16 protein-coding genes are annotated in these 15,910 nt (G+C 42.6%); 15 read left to right on the forward strand and 1 reads right to left on the reverse strand.

The genetic code is table 11. The features are described from left to right. Nucleotides 1-24 precede the first annotated feature (24 nt). Nucleotides 25-822: a type I methionyl aminopeptidase gene (gene map, locus HNW13_RS03365; RefSeq protein WP_101086631.1), complete on the reverse strand. Its 798-nt coding sequence runs from the start codon at nucleotides 820-822 to the stop codon at nucleotides 25-27. 352 nt (nucleotides 823-1,174) lie between these two features. Between map and rpsB the strand changes: the two genes are divergently transcribed. The 15 genes from rpsB to rnhB all read left to right on the forward strand — a co-directional run bounded on the left by rpsB (nucleotide 1,175) and on the right by rnhB (nucleotide 15,903). Further along, on the forward strand, nucleotides 1,175-1,903 hold the full coding sequence (rpsB, locus tag HNW13_RS03370) for a 30S ribosomal protein S2 (RefSeq protein WP_011636744.1): 729 nt from the start codon (nucleotides 1,175-1,177) through the stop codon (nucleotides 1,901-1,903). A gap of 117 nt (nucleotides 1,904-2,020) precedes the next feature. Next, nucleotides 2,021-2,872: a translation elongation factor Ts gene (gene tsf / locus HNW13_RS03375; RefSeq protein WP_162023508.1), complete on the forward strand. Its 852-nt coding sequence runs from the start codon at nucleotides 2,021-2,023 to the stop codon at nucleotides 2,870-2,872. Nucleotides 2,873-2,940: 68 nt separating this feature from the next. Then, the gene (gene pyrH / locus HNW13_RS03380) at nucleotides 2,941-3,678 is read left to right on the forward strand and encodes a UMP kinase (protein WP_011636746.1); all 738 of its coding nucleotides are present in this window, start codon (nucleotides 2,941-2,943) and stop codon (nucleotides 3,676-3,678) included. A gap of 119 nt (nucleotides 3,679-3,797) precedes the next feature. Beyond that, nucleotides 3,798-4,355 (forward strand): ribosome recycling factor, encoded by a 558-nt coding sequence (gene frr, locus HNW13_RS03385; RefSeq protein ID WP_162023507.1) that lies wholly within the window; start codon nucleotides 3,798-3,800, stop codon nucleotides 4,353-4,355. Nucleotides 4,356-4,436: 81 nt separating this feature from the next. Next, nucleotides 4,437-5,261 (forward strand): polyprenyl diphosphate synthase, encoded by an 825-nt coding sequence (uppS, locus tag HNW13_RS03390; protein WP_011636748.1) that lies wholly within the window; start codon nucleotides 4,437-4,439, stop codon nucleotides 5,259-5,261. Nucleotides 5,262-5,280: 19 nt separating this feature from the next. After that, nucleotides 5,281-6,138, forward strand: coding sequence for a phosphatidate cytidylyltransferase (locus tag HNW13_RS03395; RefSeq protein ID WP_101086633.1), 858 nt, complete (start codon nucleotides 5,281-5,283; stop codon nucleotides 6,136-6,138). A gap of 5 nt (nucleotides 6,139-6,143) precedes the next feature. Continuing rightward, nucleotides 6,144-7,334: a 1-deoxy-D-xylulose-5-phosphate reductoisomerase gene (gene ispC / locus HNW13_RS03400; RefSeq protein WP_192115299.1), complete on the forward strand. Its 1,191-nt coding sequence runs from the start codon at nucleotides 6,144-6,146 to the stop codon at nucleotides 7,332-7,334. 12 nt (nucleotides 7,335-7,346) lie between these two features. Further along, the gene (rseP, locus tag HNW13_RS03405; RefSeq protein ID WP_101086634.1) at nucleotides 7,347-8,717 is read left to right on the forward strand and encodes a sigma E protease regulator RseP; all 1,371 of its coding nucleotides are present in this window, start codon (nucleotides 7,347-7,349) and stop codon (nucleotides 8,715-8,717) included. A gap of 31 nt (nucleotides 8,718-8,748) precedes the next feature. Next, nucleotides 8,749-11,232 carry an outer membrane protein assembly factor BamA gene (bamA, locus tag HNW13_RS03410; protein WP_101086635.1) on the forward strand — a complete coding sequence of 828 codons (2,484 nt, stop codon included), beginning with the start codon at nucleotides 8,749-8,751 and terminating at the stop codon, nucleotides 11,230-11,232. Nucleotides 11,233-11,297: 65 nt separating this feature from the next. Further along, on the forward strand, nucleotides 11,298-11,795 hold the full coding sequence (locus HNW13_RS03415; RefSeq protein WP_011636753.1) for an OmpH family outer membrane protein: 498 nt from the start codon (nucleotides 11,298-11,300) through the stop codon (nucleotides 11,793-11,795). Between the two features lie 5 nt (nucleotides 11,796-11,800). After that, a complete protein-coding gene (gene lpxD, locus HNW13_RS03420; protein WP_162023506.1) occupies nucleotides 11,801-12,826 on the forward strand; it encodes a UDP-3-O-(3-hydroxymyristoyl)glucosamine N-acyltransferase in 1,026 nt (341 codons plus the stop codon). Nucleotides 12,827-12,857: 31 nt separating this feature from the next. Beyond that, complete coding sequence (gene fabZ, locus HNW13_RS03425) at nucleotides 12,858-13,319, forward strand: 3-hydroxyacyl-ACP dehydratase FabZ (RefSeq protein WP_011636755.1); 462 nt, start codon at nucleotides 12,858-12,860, stop codon at nucleotides 13,317-13,319. Then, nucleotides 13,316-14,086 (forward strand): acyl-ACP--UDP-N-acetylglucosamine O-acyltransferase, encoded by a 771-nt coding sequence (lpxA, locus tag HNW13_RS03430; RefSeq protein WP_101086637.1) that lies wholly within the window; start codon nucleotides 13,316-13,318, stop codon nucleotides 14,084-14,086. Before fabZ ends, lpxA begins: the two co-directional genes overlap by 4 nt. A 9-nt stretch (nucleotides 14,087-14,095) precedes the next feature. Continuing rightward, nucleotides 14,096-15,244 carry a lipid-A-disaccharide synthase gene (gene lpxB / locus HNW13_RS03435; protein ID WP_192115290.1) on the forward strand — a complete coding sequence of 383 codons (1,149 nt, stop codon included), beginning with the start codon at nucleotides 14,096-14,098 and terminating at the stop codon, nucleotides 15,242-15,244. A gap of 20 nt (nucleotides 15,245-15,264) precedes the next feature. Continuing rightward, on the forward strand, nucleotides 15,265-15,903 hold the full coding sequence (gene rnhB, locus HNW13_RS03440; RefSeq protein WP_192115289.1) for a ribonuclease HII: 639 nt from the start codon (nucleotides 15,265-15,267) through the stop codon (nucleotides 15,901-15,903). Nucleotides 15,904-15,910: the final 7 nt, after the last annotated feature.

Raw genomic sequence — 15,910 nt, forward strand, 5'->3', positions numbered from 1 at the left:
TGATGTCCTTACTAATTTGAGTCTTTAGTGGTTAATGATACGGGGAAAGTCTTCTTCTTCACGCAAAGTTAACACTTCTACACCGGTTTGGGTCACTAAAAGTGTATGTTCCCATTGTGCTGAGTTTTTACTATCAGAAGTTGTCACTGTCCAATTATCACTTTTATCCAACACAGTAGTATGACGACCTGCATTGATCATTGGTTCAATCGTAAAGCACATACCGGGTCTTAACACGGTTTTATCATTATTTTTATAATGAACAACTTGTGGTTCTTCGTGGAAGCCAGTGCCAATACCATGACCACAATAATCTTGTACGATGGAGTACTTATCAAGCCCTGTTTTACTTGTTTTGATGAATTTTTCGATGGTTGTGCCAATTTCGCCTAATTTTAAACCAGGACGCACTTTACGAATGGCTAAATACAAGCTTTCTTGGGCAATGCGGCTTAAACGTTTGTCTTTTGCTGATACTTCACCAATTAAAAACATTTTCGAGGTATCACCATGATAACCGTCTTTGATGACAGTAATATCAAGGTTAATCATATCGCCTTCTTTTAACACGTACTCTGAAGGAATACCGTGGCACACGACTTCATTTACCGACGTACAAATAGACTTCGGAAATCCGTGATAATTTAACGGGGCTGAAATAGCACCTTGCTCTTCGGTGTATTTAGCACAGATTTCATCTAATTCATTTGTGGTCACTCCAGCCTTAATGTGTGGAGCTACCATTTCTAATACTTGCGCCGCTAATTTACCCGCTGCACGCATTTTTTCTATCTCGTCTGCATTTTTGATCACAATACTCATGAAAAACTCTCTATCTTTTTGACGGTCAAAATAGGCTTGTTTTATCCAAGGATTTTACGGCAAAAATTTGTATTTACATGCCGTTTATGGTATAAAGCGCGCCGTTATGTGTAAGATCGTTGTTGTACGGTTCGAGTTAATACAATGTCAATCGCTGCTTTTTTTAGCAAGGTATACATTGTGTTCGGCAAATCGTAAAATATGGTGGTCATTATACATGGCAATTAACTTAAATACTAAATCACACACGTATCGACACATTTTTCGGGGTGCTTTCTCATTCTTAACGGAAGTTAGAAAGTCGAAACATGGGATGCGTGGAGGTCTAACCCCTTACATTAAGGTAAATACAATGACTACTGTTTCAATGCGCGACATGCTACAAGCTGGTGTTCACTTCGGTCACCAAACTCGTTACTGGAACCCTAAGATGAAGCCTTTCATCTTCGGCGCTCGTAATGGTGTACACATCATCAACCTTGAGCATACAGTACCAATGTTCAACGAAGCTTTAGCTTTCATTAGCAACATCGCTTCTAAGAAAGGTAAAGTATTATTCGTAGGTACTAAGCGCGCTGCTGGCGAAGCTATCAAAGCATCTGCACTTTCTTGTGATCAGTATTATGTTGATCATCGTTGGTTAGGCGGCATGTTAACTAACTGGAAAACTGTTCGTCAGTCAATCAAGCGTCTTAAAGAGCTAGAAAGCCAGTCTGTAGACGGTACTTTCGACAAGTTAACTAAGAAAGAAGCGTTAATGCGTTCACGCGAATTAGACAAGTTAGAAAAGTCTTTAGGCGGAATCAAGAACATGGGCGGTTTACCTGACGTATTATTCGTTATCGGTGCTGACCATGAGCATATCGCTATTAAAGAAGCAAACAACCTAGGTATTCCAGTTGTTGCAGTTGTTGATACCAACTCTGCACCAGACGGTGTTAACTACATCGTTCCTGGTAACGACGACGCGATGCGTGCTATCCGTTTGTACACTTCTTCTGTTGCTGCAGCTGCTAACGCTGGCCGTGGTCAAGATTTAGCTGTTCAAGCTGAGCAAGACGGTTTCGTAGAAGCTGTTTAATAAGGCGTGATGATTATCATCCCCCTTATTTGCCAATAAGATAATTGGTGAACAGGGGCCTTTTGGCCCCTGTTTTATAAATGCAATATTAGACGAATTAAATTAGAGGATTTAACAATGGCAATTACTGCTGCCCAAGTTAAAGAACTTCGTGACCGCACTGGCGCTGGCATGATGGACTGTAAGAATGCACTGACTGAAACTGACGGTGACATCGAACTAGCGATTGATAACATGCGTAAAAGCGGCGCCGCGAAGGCTGCTAAAAAAGCAGGTAACATCGCTGCTGACGGTACAATTCTAATCAAGAATGGCGAAGGTTTCGCTGCACTTTTAGAAGTTAACTGTCAAACTGATTTCGTTGCAAAAGACTCAAACTTCCTAGCATTTGCTAACGCAGTGCTTGATGTTGCTGCTGCATCTAAAGTGTCTATCGAAGACTTAAAAGCACAGTTTGAAGAAACTCGTGTTGCGCTTGTAACTAAAATCGGTGAAAACATCAACGTTCGTCGCGTTGAGTATATCGATGGTGCAAACCTTGCGTCTTACCGTCACGGTGATCGTATTGGTGTTGTGGTTGCGGGTGAAGCTGATGAAGAAACACTAAAGCATATCGCAATGCACGTAGCTGCTTCTAAGCCAGATTTCGTAAACCCTGAAGATGTGCCTGCTGAACTTGTAGAAAGAGAGCAAACGCTTCAAATCGAAATCGCGATGAATGAAGGCAAGCCTGCTGAAATCGCTGAGAAGATGGTTGTTGGTCGTATGAAGAAGTTCACTGGTGAGATCTCTCTTACTGGTCAAGCTTTCATCATGGAACCAAAGAAAACTGTTGGCGAAGTGCTTAAATCGAAAGGCGCTACAGTAACCAGCTTTATTCGTTTAGAAGTTGGTGAAGGTATCGAGAAGAAAGCAGAAGATTTCGCTGCTGAAGTAGCTGCGCAAATCGCCGCTACTAAAAAAGCGTAATCGCTTTAATCTAAATACCCTAAGACCGCAGCAACCGCTGCGGTTTTGTTATGATCAGGATGAAAATTATGAGCACCAATCCAAAACCAGCGTTTAGACGTATTCTGCTTAAATTAAGCGGTGAAGCATTAATGGGTGAAGAAGGCTTCGGCATTGACCCTAAAGTACTTGATCGTATGGCACAAGAAGTGAAAGAGCTTGTTGAACTTGGTATTCAAGTTGGCGTGGTTATTGGTGGTGGTAATCTATTTCGTGGTGAAGGCTTAGCAAAAGCTGGTATGAACCGCGTGGTGGGCGATCACATGGGTATGTTAGCAACCGTAATGAATGGCTTAGCCATGCGTGATGCCTTGCACCGTGCATATGTTAATGCCCGCCTTATGTCTGCTATCCCACTTAAAGGTGTGTGCGATGATTACACTTGGACAGAAGCAATTAGCCTATTAAAGTCTGGTCGTGTGGTTATTTTTGCTGCGGGTACGGGCAATCCTTTTTGTACAACAGACTCAGCAGCATGTTTACGTGGTATTGAGATTGAAGCTGAAGTGGTACTAAAAGGCACTAAAGTAGATGGTGTATACTCAGCAGACCCAATGAAAAACCCTGAAGCGGTTAAATATGACACGCTTAGTTTTGCCGAAGTCCTTGAATCAGAATTAAAAGTAATGGATCTCGCTGCATTTACTATGGCACGTGATCATAATATGCCGATTCTTGTATTCAATATGAACAAGCCAGGTGCACTTCGCCGCGTTATTATGGGTGAGAAAGAAGGTACGATTATTAGCAGTAAACAACCTGCTTAATCACAGACACAGAAAATATTTATATTATATAATTTAACTGTTTGAGCGGTTTTATTGCATGTGTCATTCTTAGGCTAATGCTCAAACACACATGAATTTGTGACAAAAAGGAAATTATTGTGATTGATACTATTATGTTAGATGCGCAAGAGCGCATGGGTAAATGCGTAGATGCAACTAAAAACCAAATGGCGAAAGTTCGTACTGGTCGTGCACACCCAAGTTTATTAGATTCTATTCAAGTGTCTTGCTACGGTTCTATGTCACCGCTTAATCAAGTGGCTAATGTCGGAGTTGAAGACTCTCGTACACTAACAGTGAACGTATTTGATAGATCGATAGTTCAAGCGGTAGAAAAGGCGATTATGAGTTCAGATTTAGGCTTAAACCCTATGTCTGCAGGTGCAACTTTGCGTATTCCGTTGCCTTCGTTAACTGAAGAACGTCGTAAAGATTTTATCAAAGTGGTACGTAACGAAGCGGAAAATGGTCGTATTGCCATTCGTAACGTTCGTCGCGACGCAATCAGTGAAGTCAAGAAGCTTGAAAAAGCAAAAGCATGTACTGAAGATGATGTTCGCCGTAGTGAAGATGAAGTGCAGAAGCACACTGATTCATCAATCAAAAACATTGATCAAATACTAGCAGCGAAAGAAAAAGAGTTGATGGAAGTATAATCTGTCAATTTAGACGCTAGAGTTAACACGCCGTGTAAGGGTATACTACACGGCGTTTGTTTTTATAAAGGATTGTCGTAGATGTCGTCTACAGTTGAGTTTGAATCAGACCCTAAAGCCGATTCGGAGCAAATGACTTCGCAATTGTTGCCGGGACAATTATCTGATGTAGTAAAACAATCTCTGCCCAAACATGTTGCGATTATTATGGATGGTAATGGCCGTTGGGCACAACTGCAGGGTAAAGCCCGGGTTTTCGGTCATAAAGCCGGTGTTAAAGCTGTGCGCCGTGCGGTAAGTACTGCAAGTCAACTTGGTATTGAATCATTAACCCTATTTGCATTTTCGAGCGAAAATTGGCGCCGACCAGATAAAGAAGTCAGTTTGTTGATGGAATTGTTTTTTACGGTGTTACAACGTGAATTGAAACTACTCGATAAAAACCAAGTTAAGCTCAATATTATTGGTGATACCAGCAGGTTTTCTAATCGTTTACAGAAACAAATTGCCGGTGCTCAAGAGAAAACAGCAAGCAATACTGGTCTGATATTAAATGTGGCGGCGAACTATGGCGGACGTTGGGATATCTTACAGGCTGCACAAAAATTAGCCGAAAAAGTAGAAAGTGGCGAAATCACCAGCAGTCAGATGACCGAAGAAGCATTAAATGAACATTTGTGCATGCAAAACCAGAGCGAAGTTGATTTAATGATCCGTACTGGCGGTGACTACCGCATTAGTAATTTTGTTTTATGGCAGGCCGCTTATGCCGAGTTGGTGTTTACTGACACCCTATGGCCTGACTTTGATGAGCTAGCATTCCGTGATGCTATTGCCATTTTTGCCAGTCGGCAGCGCCGTTTTGGTTTGACGGGTAGTCAAATTGAAGAGATACGCGCAATATAAATATTAAGAGGATTAGTTTTTGCTAAAACAACGAATAATAACAGCATTGTGGTTAATCCCAATTGTACTCGGGGCAATATTTTTACTTCCAGCAAACTGGTTTGCTTGGGTGTTAGTGCCAGTGTTTTTAATTGCAGCAAAAGAGTGGGGCAGTTTCATTGACCCAAGCTGTAATGTCACCCAGTGGTCTTTTACTGCTACCCTGGGTCTGTTAATGATAGCGCTTAACTTATCAGTACCCTTAGATGTGTTGTGGTTTAAAGGCCAATTACACCCTATTTATTTGGCCATCATCACTATTGGTGTATTTTGGTGGATAGTCAGTAGTGCATTGGTGTTCAGTTTTCCTAAAAGTGCCAAAATATGGAAAGACAGCCCTATGCTGAAATCCATGTTTGGTCAGTTAACACTCATCCCGTGTTTTGCTTCTTTAATCGCTCTCAAATCGTTAAGCAGTAACGTTCATCCCTATTATGGTGGTGCATTAGTGTTTATCGTTATGTTAGTGGTTTGGGCGACTGACACCGGTGCTTATTTTGCTGGACGTAAGTTAGGCAAGCATAAATTGATGCCGAGTGTGAGTCCTGCTAAAACGCTTGAGGGTTTAGCCGGTGGTTTAATTACTACTATGGTCGTAGTTGCGGGCATTATGTATGTTGCGCCAGAACAAGAGTTAGGCTTACTCATTGTGGTGACACTCGTTACTGCTCTGGCTTCTGCTTTTGGTGACTTGTCTGAAAGTATGTTCAAACGTGCTGCAAATATTAAAGACTCTGGCACCATTTTACCTGGTCATGGTGGTATTTTAGACCGTATCGACAGTCTAACGGCTGCATTGCCAGTGTTTACCTTTATCTACATAGCCATGTGGATGTGATGCCAATGCAAAATATGGTGATTTTAGGGGCTACAGGCTCAATTGGCGCTAGCACCTTAAGTGTGATGGTAAATAACCCTGCCGATTTTCATGTCTATGGATTAGTGGCCAATGCCAGTGTTCAAAAAATGCTGGCCTTGTGTATCACTCATCAGCCTGAGTATGCTCATATGGTGGATGAGAGCGCCGCCATGGAGCTTAAATCGTTATTGCCTAGTGGATGTATCACTCAAGTGACTACAGGTGCTGAGGCGTTAAATGCGTTAGTGACCGACAGTCGCACTGATACCGTTATGGCCGCTATTGTTGGTGCAGCGGGTTTAGTACCGACATTTGACGCTGTTAAAGCTGGTAAACGCGTGTTGTTAGCCAACAAAGAAGCATTGGTTATGTCGGGTGAGTTATTTATGCACACTGCTAGACAGTCGGGTGCGACAGTGCTACCTGTCGACAGCGAGCACAATGCCATATTTCAATGTTTACCAACCAATGTCCAAGCGCAACTCGGTTATTGTGACTTAAGTGCCAATGGCATATCACATATTTTATTAACCGGTTCAGGTGGACCGTTTTTAAACACTGATTTAGCCACTCTGAGTGCGATGACACCTGTTCAAGCTTGCAATCACCCTAATTGGTCCATGGGGCCTAAAATCTCTGTCGATTCAGCCACCATGATGAATAAAGGCTTAGAGTTTATCGAAGCTCGCTGGTTGTTTAATACGCAAGCTGAACAGCTCAAAGTAGTGATACATCCTCAAAGCGTGATTCATTCAATGGTGCAATACCGCGATGGTTCTGTTATTGCACAAATGGGCAACCCCGATATGCGTACACCGATTGCTCATTGTATGAGCTATCCGCAAAGAATTGGCGCTGGCGTTGAACCTTTAGATTTTTTCAAAGTCGGACAGTTAAGCTTTTGTGAACCTGACTTTGACCGTTTTCCATGTTTACGCTTAGCGATGCAAGCCTGTGAGCAAGGTCAGGAAGCGACCACAGTGTTGAATGCGGCCAATGAAATTGCTGTCGATTCATTTTTAAAAGGTCACATTCGTTTTACTGATATTGCTAACGTTAATTATCGCTGTTTAGACTCGGTGCAACAAACACGTTTAGACAGTATTGAAGATATAATACAGCTTGATGAGCAAGCACGTGCCACGGCAGTGTCCGTTATCAGCACACTAAATTAATTCAGGGAAATAATGATAGATTTTTTTTGGAGCTTAGGTTCTTTTATCGTCGCGTTGGGTATTTTAATTACCGCTCATGAGTATGGCCACTTTTGGGTTGCCCGTCGTTGTGGTGTTAAAGTCGAGCGTTTCTCTATCGGATTTGGCAAAGCGATTTGGCGTAAAGTGGGTAAAGATGGTACTGAATATGTCGTCGCTATGATCCCACTAGGTGGCTATGTCAAAATGCTTGATGAGCGCGTTGAAGACGTGCCGGAGCATTTACTTGACCAGGCCTTTAACCGTAAAACGGTATGGCAACGTATTGCGATTGTATCAGCCGGCCCGATAGCTAACTTTATTTTTGCAATTGTAGCGTTATATGTCATGTACCTTATTGGTACTCCGTCGATTAAGCCGGTAATAGACAGTACTAAGTTAAATAGTCCTGCCAGTGTTATTCAGTTGGTTGAACCACAACAAATTATAGCGGTATCAGGACAGCCAGTACGTACTTGGGAAGAAGTTAATTTAGCCTTAGTGGGTCATATTGGTGATGACAGTATTGAGTTATCCCTAGCACCATTACCAGCGTTGTCGGGCATGGATATGCCCGTTCGCACCGTAAAACTCGATACGCGAAATTGGGTTTTCGATCCAGAAAAAGAGTCGCCGATTACCGCACTCGGTTTAGGGATATTTCGCCCAGGGATAGATCCAACGATTGCGGCAGTGAGTAAAGACAGTGCGGCAGAGCAAGCGGGCATTAAGATTGGCGATAAACTCGTCAACATCAATGGCACTCAATACAGCGATTGGAATGCGTTTGTTGATGTGGTACAAAGCTCTGCTAATAAAAATATTAATATGACATTGATACGTCAAGGCGAACAAATCAATGTTGATGTTGTGCCAAAAGCACAACAAAATTCTGATGGTAAAACTATCGGAATTGTCGGAATTAGCCCAACCCAAGCTCAGTGGCCTGATAATATGCGCTTTGAGCTTGAGTATGGCATAGTAGATTCTGTTATCGCTGCAGCTGATAAAACATGGCAACTCGTTGTCGTCAGCTTTAAGATGATTGGAAAATTATTTACCGGCGATGTGTCGGTGAAAAACCTTAGTGGTCCTATTTCGATTGCACAAGGCGCAGGCGCCAGTGCAAGTTATGGTTTAGTGTACTTTCTAGGGTTTATCGCGCTCATCAGCGTTAACTTAGGCATTATTAATTTAATGCCTCTGCCAGTGCTCGATGGGGGACACTTGCTGTATTACTTTATAGAAGTGATTACTGGTAAGCCTGTACCCGAAAAGGTACAGGAAATAGGATTCAGGTTTGGCGCAGCTTTGCTGCTAATGTTGATGGGCGTAGCCTTATTCAACGATTTTGCCCGACTCTGAGCAAGGACAGACTAATAATTAGAAGTGCTCTATGAGATTTAATAAAATTTTTGCCTCGATGTTATTCGTCGGCGCGTCTTTTTCAGGGAATGGTTGGGCAGAGTCTTTCCAACCTTTTGAAGTGACCGACATCCAAGTAGAAGGTTTGCAACGAGTTGCTCTCGGTGCAGCACTATTGAGTTTACCTGTGAAAGTAGGTGACACGGTAGATGAAGTTAAATTACAGCAAGCGATTAAGAGCCTTTACGGTTCAACCAATTTTGAAAACATCAGTGTCAGTCATGAAGACGGTATACTCTATGTAACGGTTAAAGAACGTCCAACTATCAGTATTATCTCGTTTGACGGTAATAAAGATATCAAAGACGAGCAGTTACAAGAAAGCCTTGACGGTTCTGGTGTTAAAGCTGGCGAATCACTTGATAGAACCATGTTGTCTGGTATTGAAAAAGGCCTGCAAGATTTCTATTACGGTGTGGGTAAATACGGTGCCAAAGTTGAAGCGCAAATCATCAACTTGCCGCGTAACCGTGTTGAGCTTAAATTTAAGTTTACCGAAGGTTTAGCGGCTGAAATCCGTCAAATCAACGTAGTAGGTAATACTGTGTTCTCAGACTCTGAGCTCATCAGTATGCTTGAGCTTAAAGACTATGTGGCATGGTGGGATTTATTTGGTGAACGTCGCTACCAAAAGCAAAAGCTACAAGCTGACTTAGAAACCATTAAAACTTATTATCATAATCAAGGCTATATTCGTTTTGAAGTGACTTCAACGCAAGTGGCGATGACACCAGACCGTAAAGGTTTGTACATCACTATTAACGTGAATGAAGGTGAAAAGTATAAGGTGAAAGAAGTTAACTTAATTGGTGACCTAATGGGTCGCGAAGAGTTAATGAGATCTATTTTACCAATTAAAGCGGGTAACATGTACAACGGTGCCGACGTGACATTCACCGAAGAAATGTACAGCAAATACCTTGGCCGCTTTGGTTATGCTTATCCTGAAGTTAAAACCTATCCTGAAATTGATGATGAAACCAAAGAAGTGGTACTCAACATCAATGTTAAGCCGGGTAAGCGCGTGTATGTTCGCTCAATTAACTTCACTGGTAACACGGTTACCAAAGATGAGGTAATGCGCCGCGAATTACGCCAAATGGAAGGTGCGTGGTTGAATTCTGCTCAAATTGAACAGTCTAAACTACGTCTTAACCGTTTAGGTTATTTCGAAACTGTTGATGCAGAAACCATTCAAGTACCGGGCAGTGACGATTTAGTTGATGTCGCAGTGACTGTGAAAGAGCAACCGTCAGGTTCGTTCAACGCAGGTGTCGGTTATGGTACTGAATCAGGTGTGAGTTTGCAGTTTGGCGTTGAGCAAAATAACTTCCTTGGTACTGGTAACCAAGCTGGTTTTAGCGTCAACACTAACAAATATTCTAAAAGTGCCAACTTGTCTTATACCGACCCATACTTTACTAAGGATGGTGTCAGTTTAGGTGGTAGCGTTTACTGGAACGAATTTGATGCCAACGAGGCTAACCTTGAGCGCTATAAGAATAAATCTTATGGTGTAGCGTTAAACTCTGGATTCCCGATTAACGAATCTAACCGTTTGAACGGTGGTATTGGTTATCGTCATAATACTATTTCAGAAATCTCTGCTTATGAACAAGCGTTGCGTTTCTATAATGTGTATCGTGAAACGGATGATCCTAATTCAGACTTAAGTTTTGATAACTTTGAATTGAATGCCGGTTGGTACCGCAGCACACTTAACCGTGGTACGTTCCCGACAGATGGTTCATCGCAACGTTTAAGCGGTAAAATGACAGTGCCAGGTTCTGACTTACAGTACTTTAAAACGGATTTCGATACTAACTTCTACTTCCCTCTGACACCTCAGCATGGGTTTGTATTATTGGCTCGCGCCCGTTTAGGTTATTCAAACGGTTATGGTCAGTTTAACGACAACGATCAAATCTTACCGTTCTGGGAAAACTATTATTCTGGTGGTAGCAGTTCGTTACGTGGCTTTAAGTCTAACTCAGTAGGCCCACGTTCGTTCTATTTATACCGTGGTAGTGAGCAATGTGCGCCTGATGTTTCTGGTGATGGTTGTAGTTTACCTGGTGACCCAAATACCATTCAGGTGAGTTCTGGCCGTTCAATTGGTGGTAATGCCATTGCAACAGCAAGCTTTGAAATGATTGTTCCGACACCATTCCTTGATGAAGCTTACACTAACTCAGTGCGAACCAGTTTCTTCGTTGATGCGGGTAACGTATGGGATACTGAGTTTGATTATGACTCATATCGGACTTTACCAGCGGATCAGTTCTCTAAGTTAGAAGACTATAGCGATCCAGAACGCTTACGTGCCTCATGGGGTATGAGCGTGCAGTGGTTATCGCCAATGGGACCTATGGTATTCAGTTTAGCTTGGCCACTGAAAGAATATGAAGATGACGAGACAGAGATTTTCTCATTCAATATTGGCAAAACGTTCTAAAACAAATACACTCGGCAGGTTTTGCTGATAACAACAAGTTTAACAAGGAGTCTACTTTGAAAAAGATGGTAAATCGCGCATTAATTACATTGGCATTGTTTGCTACCCCTATGCTAGCCCAAGCGGAAAAACTCGCTGTGGTTGATATGGGTGAAGTGTTCGAGCAGTTGCCACAGCGCGAACAAATTTCTAAATCATTAAAAGCTGAGTTTGGTGACCGTGTTGCTGAAGTCCAAAAAATGCAAGAAGAAATGCGTTCTTTGGTTGAGAAACAACAACGTGACGGCGCCTTAATGAGCGATTCACAAAAGACTGAATTAGTACGTAAAATGGAATCATTAAAGTCTGAATTCCAGTTGAAAGGCAAAGCATTAGATGAAGACATGCGTCGTCGTCAAGGTGAAGAGCAAAACAAACTATTAGTTCAAGTTCAAAAAGCGATTAATACCATTGCTGGTAAAGAAAAATACGACATGGTGCTACAACGTGGCGCAGTTATTTTTGTTAAGCCAGAAGCTGACATCAGCAGCAAAGTGGTAGAAGCCTTAAGCAAAGGCAAATAATAAGTATGCAAAAAGTGACTTTAAAAGAGCTTAGCCAACTATTAGGGGCAACGATTAAAGGCGACGCCACGCTGGAAATAACCAGTGTCGCTACCCTTGAAAGTGCAACTAAAGGCCAACTCTCTTTTTTAGCCAATAGTAAGTACCGTGCTCAGCTTGAGGCAACTCAAGCTAGTGCGGTATTGCTGAGCGAAAAAGAAGCAAGTGGTTATCATGGTAACGCCCTGATTGTTAGCGATCCTTACGTAGGGTTTGCTCGAGTAGCGCAATTACTTGATACCACCCCAAAAGAAACGCCTGGTATTCATCCTTCGGCTCAAATAGATGCATCAGCCATTTTAGGTGACGGTGTGGCTATTGGTGCAAATGCAGTGATAGGTGCCAATGTTATTTTGGGTGAAAATGTTCAGATTGGTCCAGGTTGTGTGGTGGGTGAAACCAGTATTATTGGTTCAAACACGCGTCTTTGGGCGAACGTGAGCGTTTATCATAATGTCCATATTGGCCATCATTGCATCGTCCATTCAGGGACTGTTATTGGCTCTGATGGTTTTGGTTATGCCAATGAGCGCGGTAACTGGATTAAAATTCCACAAACCGGCGGCGTTCGGATTGGCAATCATGTCGAAATTGGCGCATGTACTTCCATTGACCGTGGTGCGTTGTCGCATACCGAGATCCACGATGGCGTGATTATCGACAACCAAGTTCAAATTGCTCATAATGTCATTATCGGCCAAAATACTGCAATGGCTGGTGGCTCTATTATTGCCGGCAGTTCTACCATTGGTAAATATTGTATCCTCGGTGGCGGTAGTGCTGTTGCTGGACACCTGAGTGTCGCTGATGGTGTACACATATCAGGCGGAACAAACGTGACCAGTATTATCCGTGAAAAAGGTGTGTATTCGTCTGCTACCATCGCAATGGAAAATAAATTATGGCGTCGAAACACTGTTCGTTTCCGTCAATTAGATGAATTATTTAGCCGAGTGAAAACCCTCGAGAAAAGTGCTAAGGGCACAGAATAATTGTAATTCTGCCTTATTTAAGGAATGTAGTGTGTCAAACCAATTAAACACCATGGATATTAAAGAGATACTTAAATATCTACCTCATAGATATCCATTTTTGTTGATCGATCGTGTATTGGACTTTACTGTAGGTGAGCACTTACATGCGATTAAAAATGTCACCATAAATGAGCCTTTTTTTCAGGGACATTTTCCGATACAGCCTGTTATGCCTGGCGTGCTCATTTTAGAAGCCATGGCACAAGCAACGGGTTTACTTGCCTTTAAAACCATGAGTACAGAGCCGTCTCCAGAGGTACTGTATTATTTTGCTGGTATTGATAAAGCGCGTTTCAAACGTGTTGTTGAGCCAGGCGACCAAATACATTTTCACGTTAAAATGATTAAAGAGCGTCGCGGTATTGGTGTGTTTGTTGGTGAAGCCTTGGTTGATGGTGAACTGGTTTGTTCTGCTGAAATCATGTGTGCACGTAGAGAGATTAAGAAGTGATAGATAAATTAGCGTTTGTTCACCCAACAGCCAAAATTGGTAATAACGTCACTATTGGTCCTTGGACCTACATTGGTGAAAACGTTGAAATCGGCGACGACACATGGATAAGTTCTCATGTTGTGGTTAAAGGTCCAACGGTTATCGGTAAAGGTAATCGTATTTTTCAATTCTCTTCAGTTGGTGAAGAGTGTCAAGATAAAAAGTACGCAGGCGAACAAACTCGCTTAATTATCGGCGACAATAACATCATTCGTGAGTCGGTTACCATTCACCGTGGTACGACCCAAGATAAAGGTGAAACTCGCATCGGTTCTAACTGTCTGTTTATGGCGTATGTTCATATTGCCCACGACTGTTTTGTCGGTGATAACGTTATTATGGCCAATAATGCTTCAATTGCGGGTCATGTACATGTTGGCGATTGGGTTATTTTGGGCGGCATGACTGGTGTGCATCAGTTTGTACACATTGGCGCTCATGCCTTTACCGCGGGTGCTTCACTTATTTTGCAAGATGTTCCCCCATTTGTGATGGCTGCTGGTTCTCCTGCAGTACCGCGTGGCTTAAACTTAGAAGGCTTAAAACGCCGTGGTTTTACCAAAGAAAACCAACGAGCAATCTTGAGTGCGTATAAAGCGGTTTTCCGTAAGAGTTTAACCATTGAAGAAGCTAACGCTGAATTAATCGAGGCCGCTGAAAAAGACATCAATGTGAAAGCATTTATGGAATTTATCAACCACTCTGCTCGTGGCATTATTCGATAGACGGAAACGATGACCAACTCTCCTTCAAAAGTATTCGCCATTGTCGCCGGAGAAATCTCCGGCGATATTTTAGGTGCCGGTTTAGTTAATTCACTCAAAAAACGCTACCCTGATGCGCGCTTTATTGGCATTGGTGGCCCTCGAATGCAAGCTCTAGGGTTTGAGAGTTTATTCCCAATGGAAGAACTGTCGATCATGGGCTTAGTCGAAGTGTTATCACATTTACCTCGACTGCTTCATATTCGTTCTAGTCTCGTGAAACAAATTACTGAATTAGCGCCAGACTGTTTTATTGGTATTGATGCGCCCGATTTTAATATTGGCGTAGAGCTTAAATTAAAAGCCAAAGGGATTAAAACAGTCCATTATGTCAGCCCGTCAGTATGGGCTTGGCGTCAAAAACGTATATTTAAAATTGCTAAAGCCACTAATATGGTGTTGTCGTTATTGCCGTTTGAGAAAGCGTTTTACGACCAACATCAAGTACCTTGTACCTTTGTGGGGCACACTCTTGCGGACGATATTCCGATGCACAGTGATAAGCTGGCTGCTCGGCAGTTATTAGGATTAGATCCTAATGCTGAATACTTGGCAGTATTGCCAGGGTCCAGAGGCGGAGAGCTAAAGCAATTAGCTGAACCATTTATAAAAGCTGCTCAGTTAGTTAAGCAAACCTTTCCAGACATCAAATTTGTCACCCCAGTGGTTAATGATGCTCGTCGACAACAGTTTCTTGCTGCACTGGAGGAGTTTGCTCCCGATCTAGAAGTCACTATTGTTGAAGGTCAATCTCGCGAAGTCATGGCTGCTGCAGATTGTATTTTATTAGCATCTGGCACCGCGACATTAGAGGCCATGCTGGTTAAACGTCCTATGGTTGTGTCGTATCGGGTTAGCCCAATTACATACGCCATCGCGATTAAAATGATGAAAATCAAAAATTATTCGTTGCCTAATTTACTCGCAAACGACACCATCGTGCCAGAACTGATGCAAGCTAATTGCCAACCACAGTTAATTGCCGATGCGATAATCAACCAGCTTAATCAAGATTTTGCACCGCTAAATACCCGCTTTGAAGAATTACATCAATTGCTAAAGTGTAATGCCAGCGAGCGAGCTGCAGATGCTGTAGTAGCATTATTACCAGCGCCGTAACCTGACTAGGATAAGCTAATATGTCGACATTATCGGTTGTGATAAAAGATATTACCCCTGAACAAGTAGCCATTATTTCACAAGGGCTTGTTGCTGGTGTTGACGAAGTCGGACGTGGTCCATTGGTTGGCTATGTGGTCACTGCCGCGGTGATATTAGACCCAAATAAACCGATTGTTGGCCTTAATGATTCTAAGAAGCTTAGCGAGAAACGTCGTAATTCCTTATATCAACAGATTATGGATAATGCGCTAAGTGTCAGTATTGGCCGTGCCAGCCCTGCTGAAATCGATGAGCTGAATATTTTGCATGCCACCATGTTGGCCATGCAACGCGCAGTAGCCGGGTTATCCATTTTACCTGAACGAGTGCTGGTTGATGGTAATCGGGTACCGGATTTTGGTATTGCCAGTCATGCGATAATTAAAGGCGACGGTTTAGTGGCTGCTATTAGTGCGGCATCCATTATTGCCAAAGTCACTCGTGATGCCGAGATGGACGCGTTAGACAATCTGCACCCGCAGTATGGCTTTGCTAAGCATAAAGGGTACCCAACCAAAGCGCACTTTGAAGCGTTAGCCTTGTATGGCGTATTACCTGAGCATCGTAGAAGTTTTAAACCTGTCGCTGAACGTATATTGCTTCAGGATACATTTTGATAATAGC

It is taken from the genome of Shewanella sp. BF02_Schw (genome assembly GCF_014596695.2).
Classification (GTDB): domain Bacteria; phylum Pseudomonadota; class Gammaproteobacteria; order Enterobacterales; family Shewanellaceae; genus Shewanella.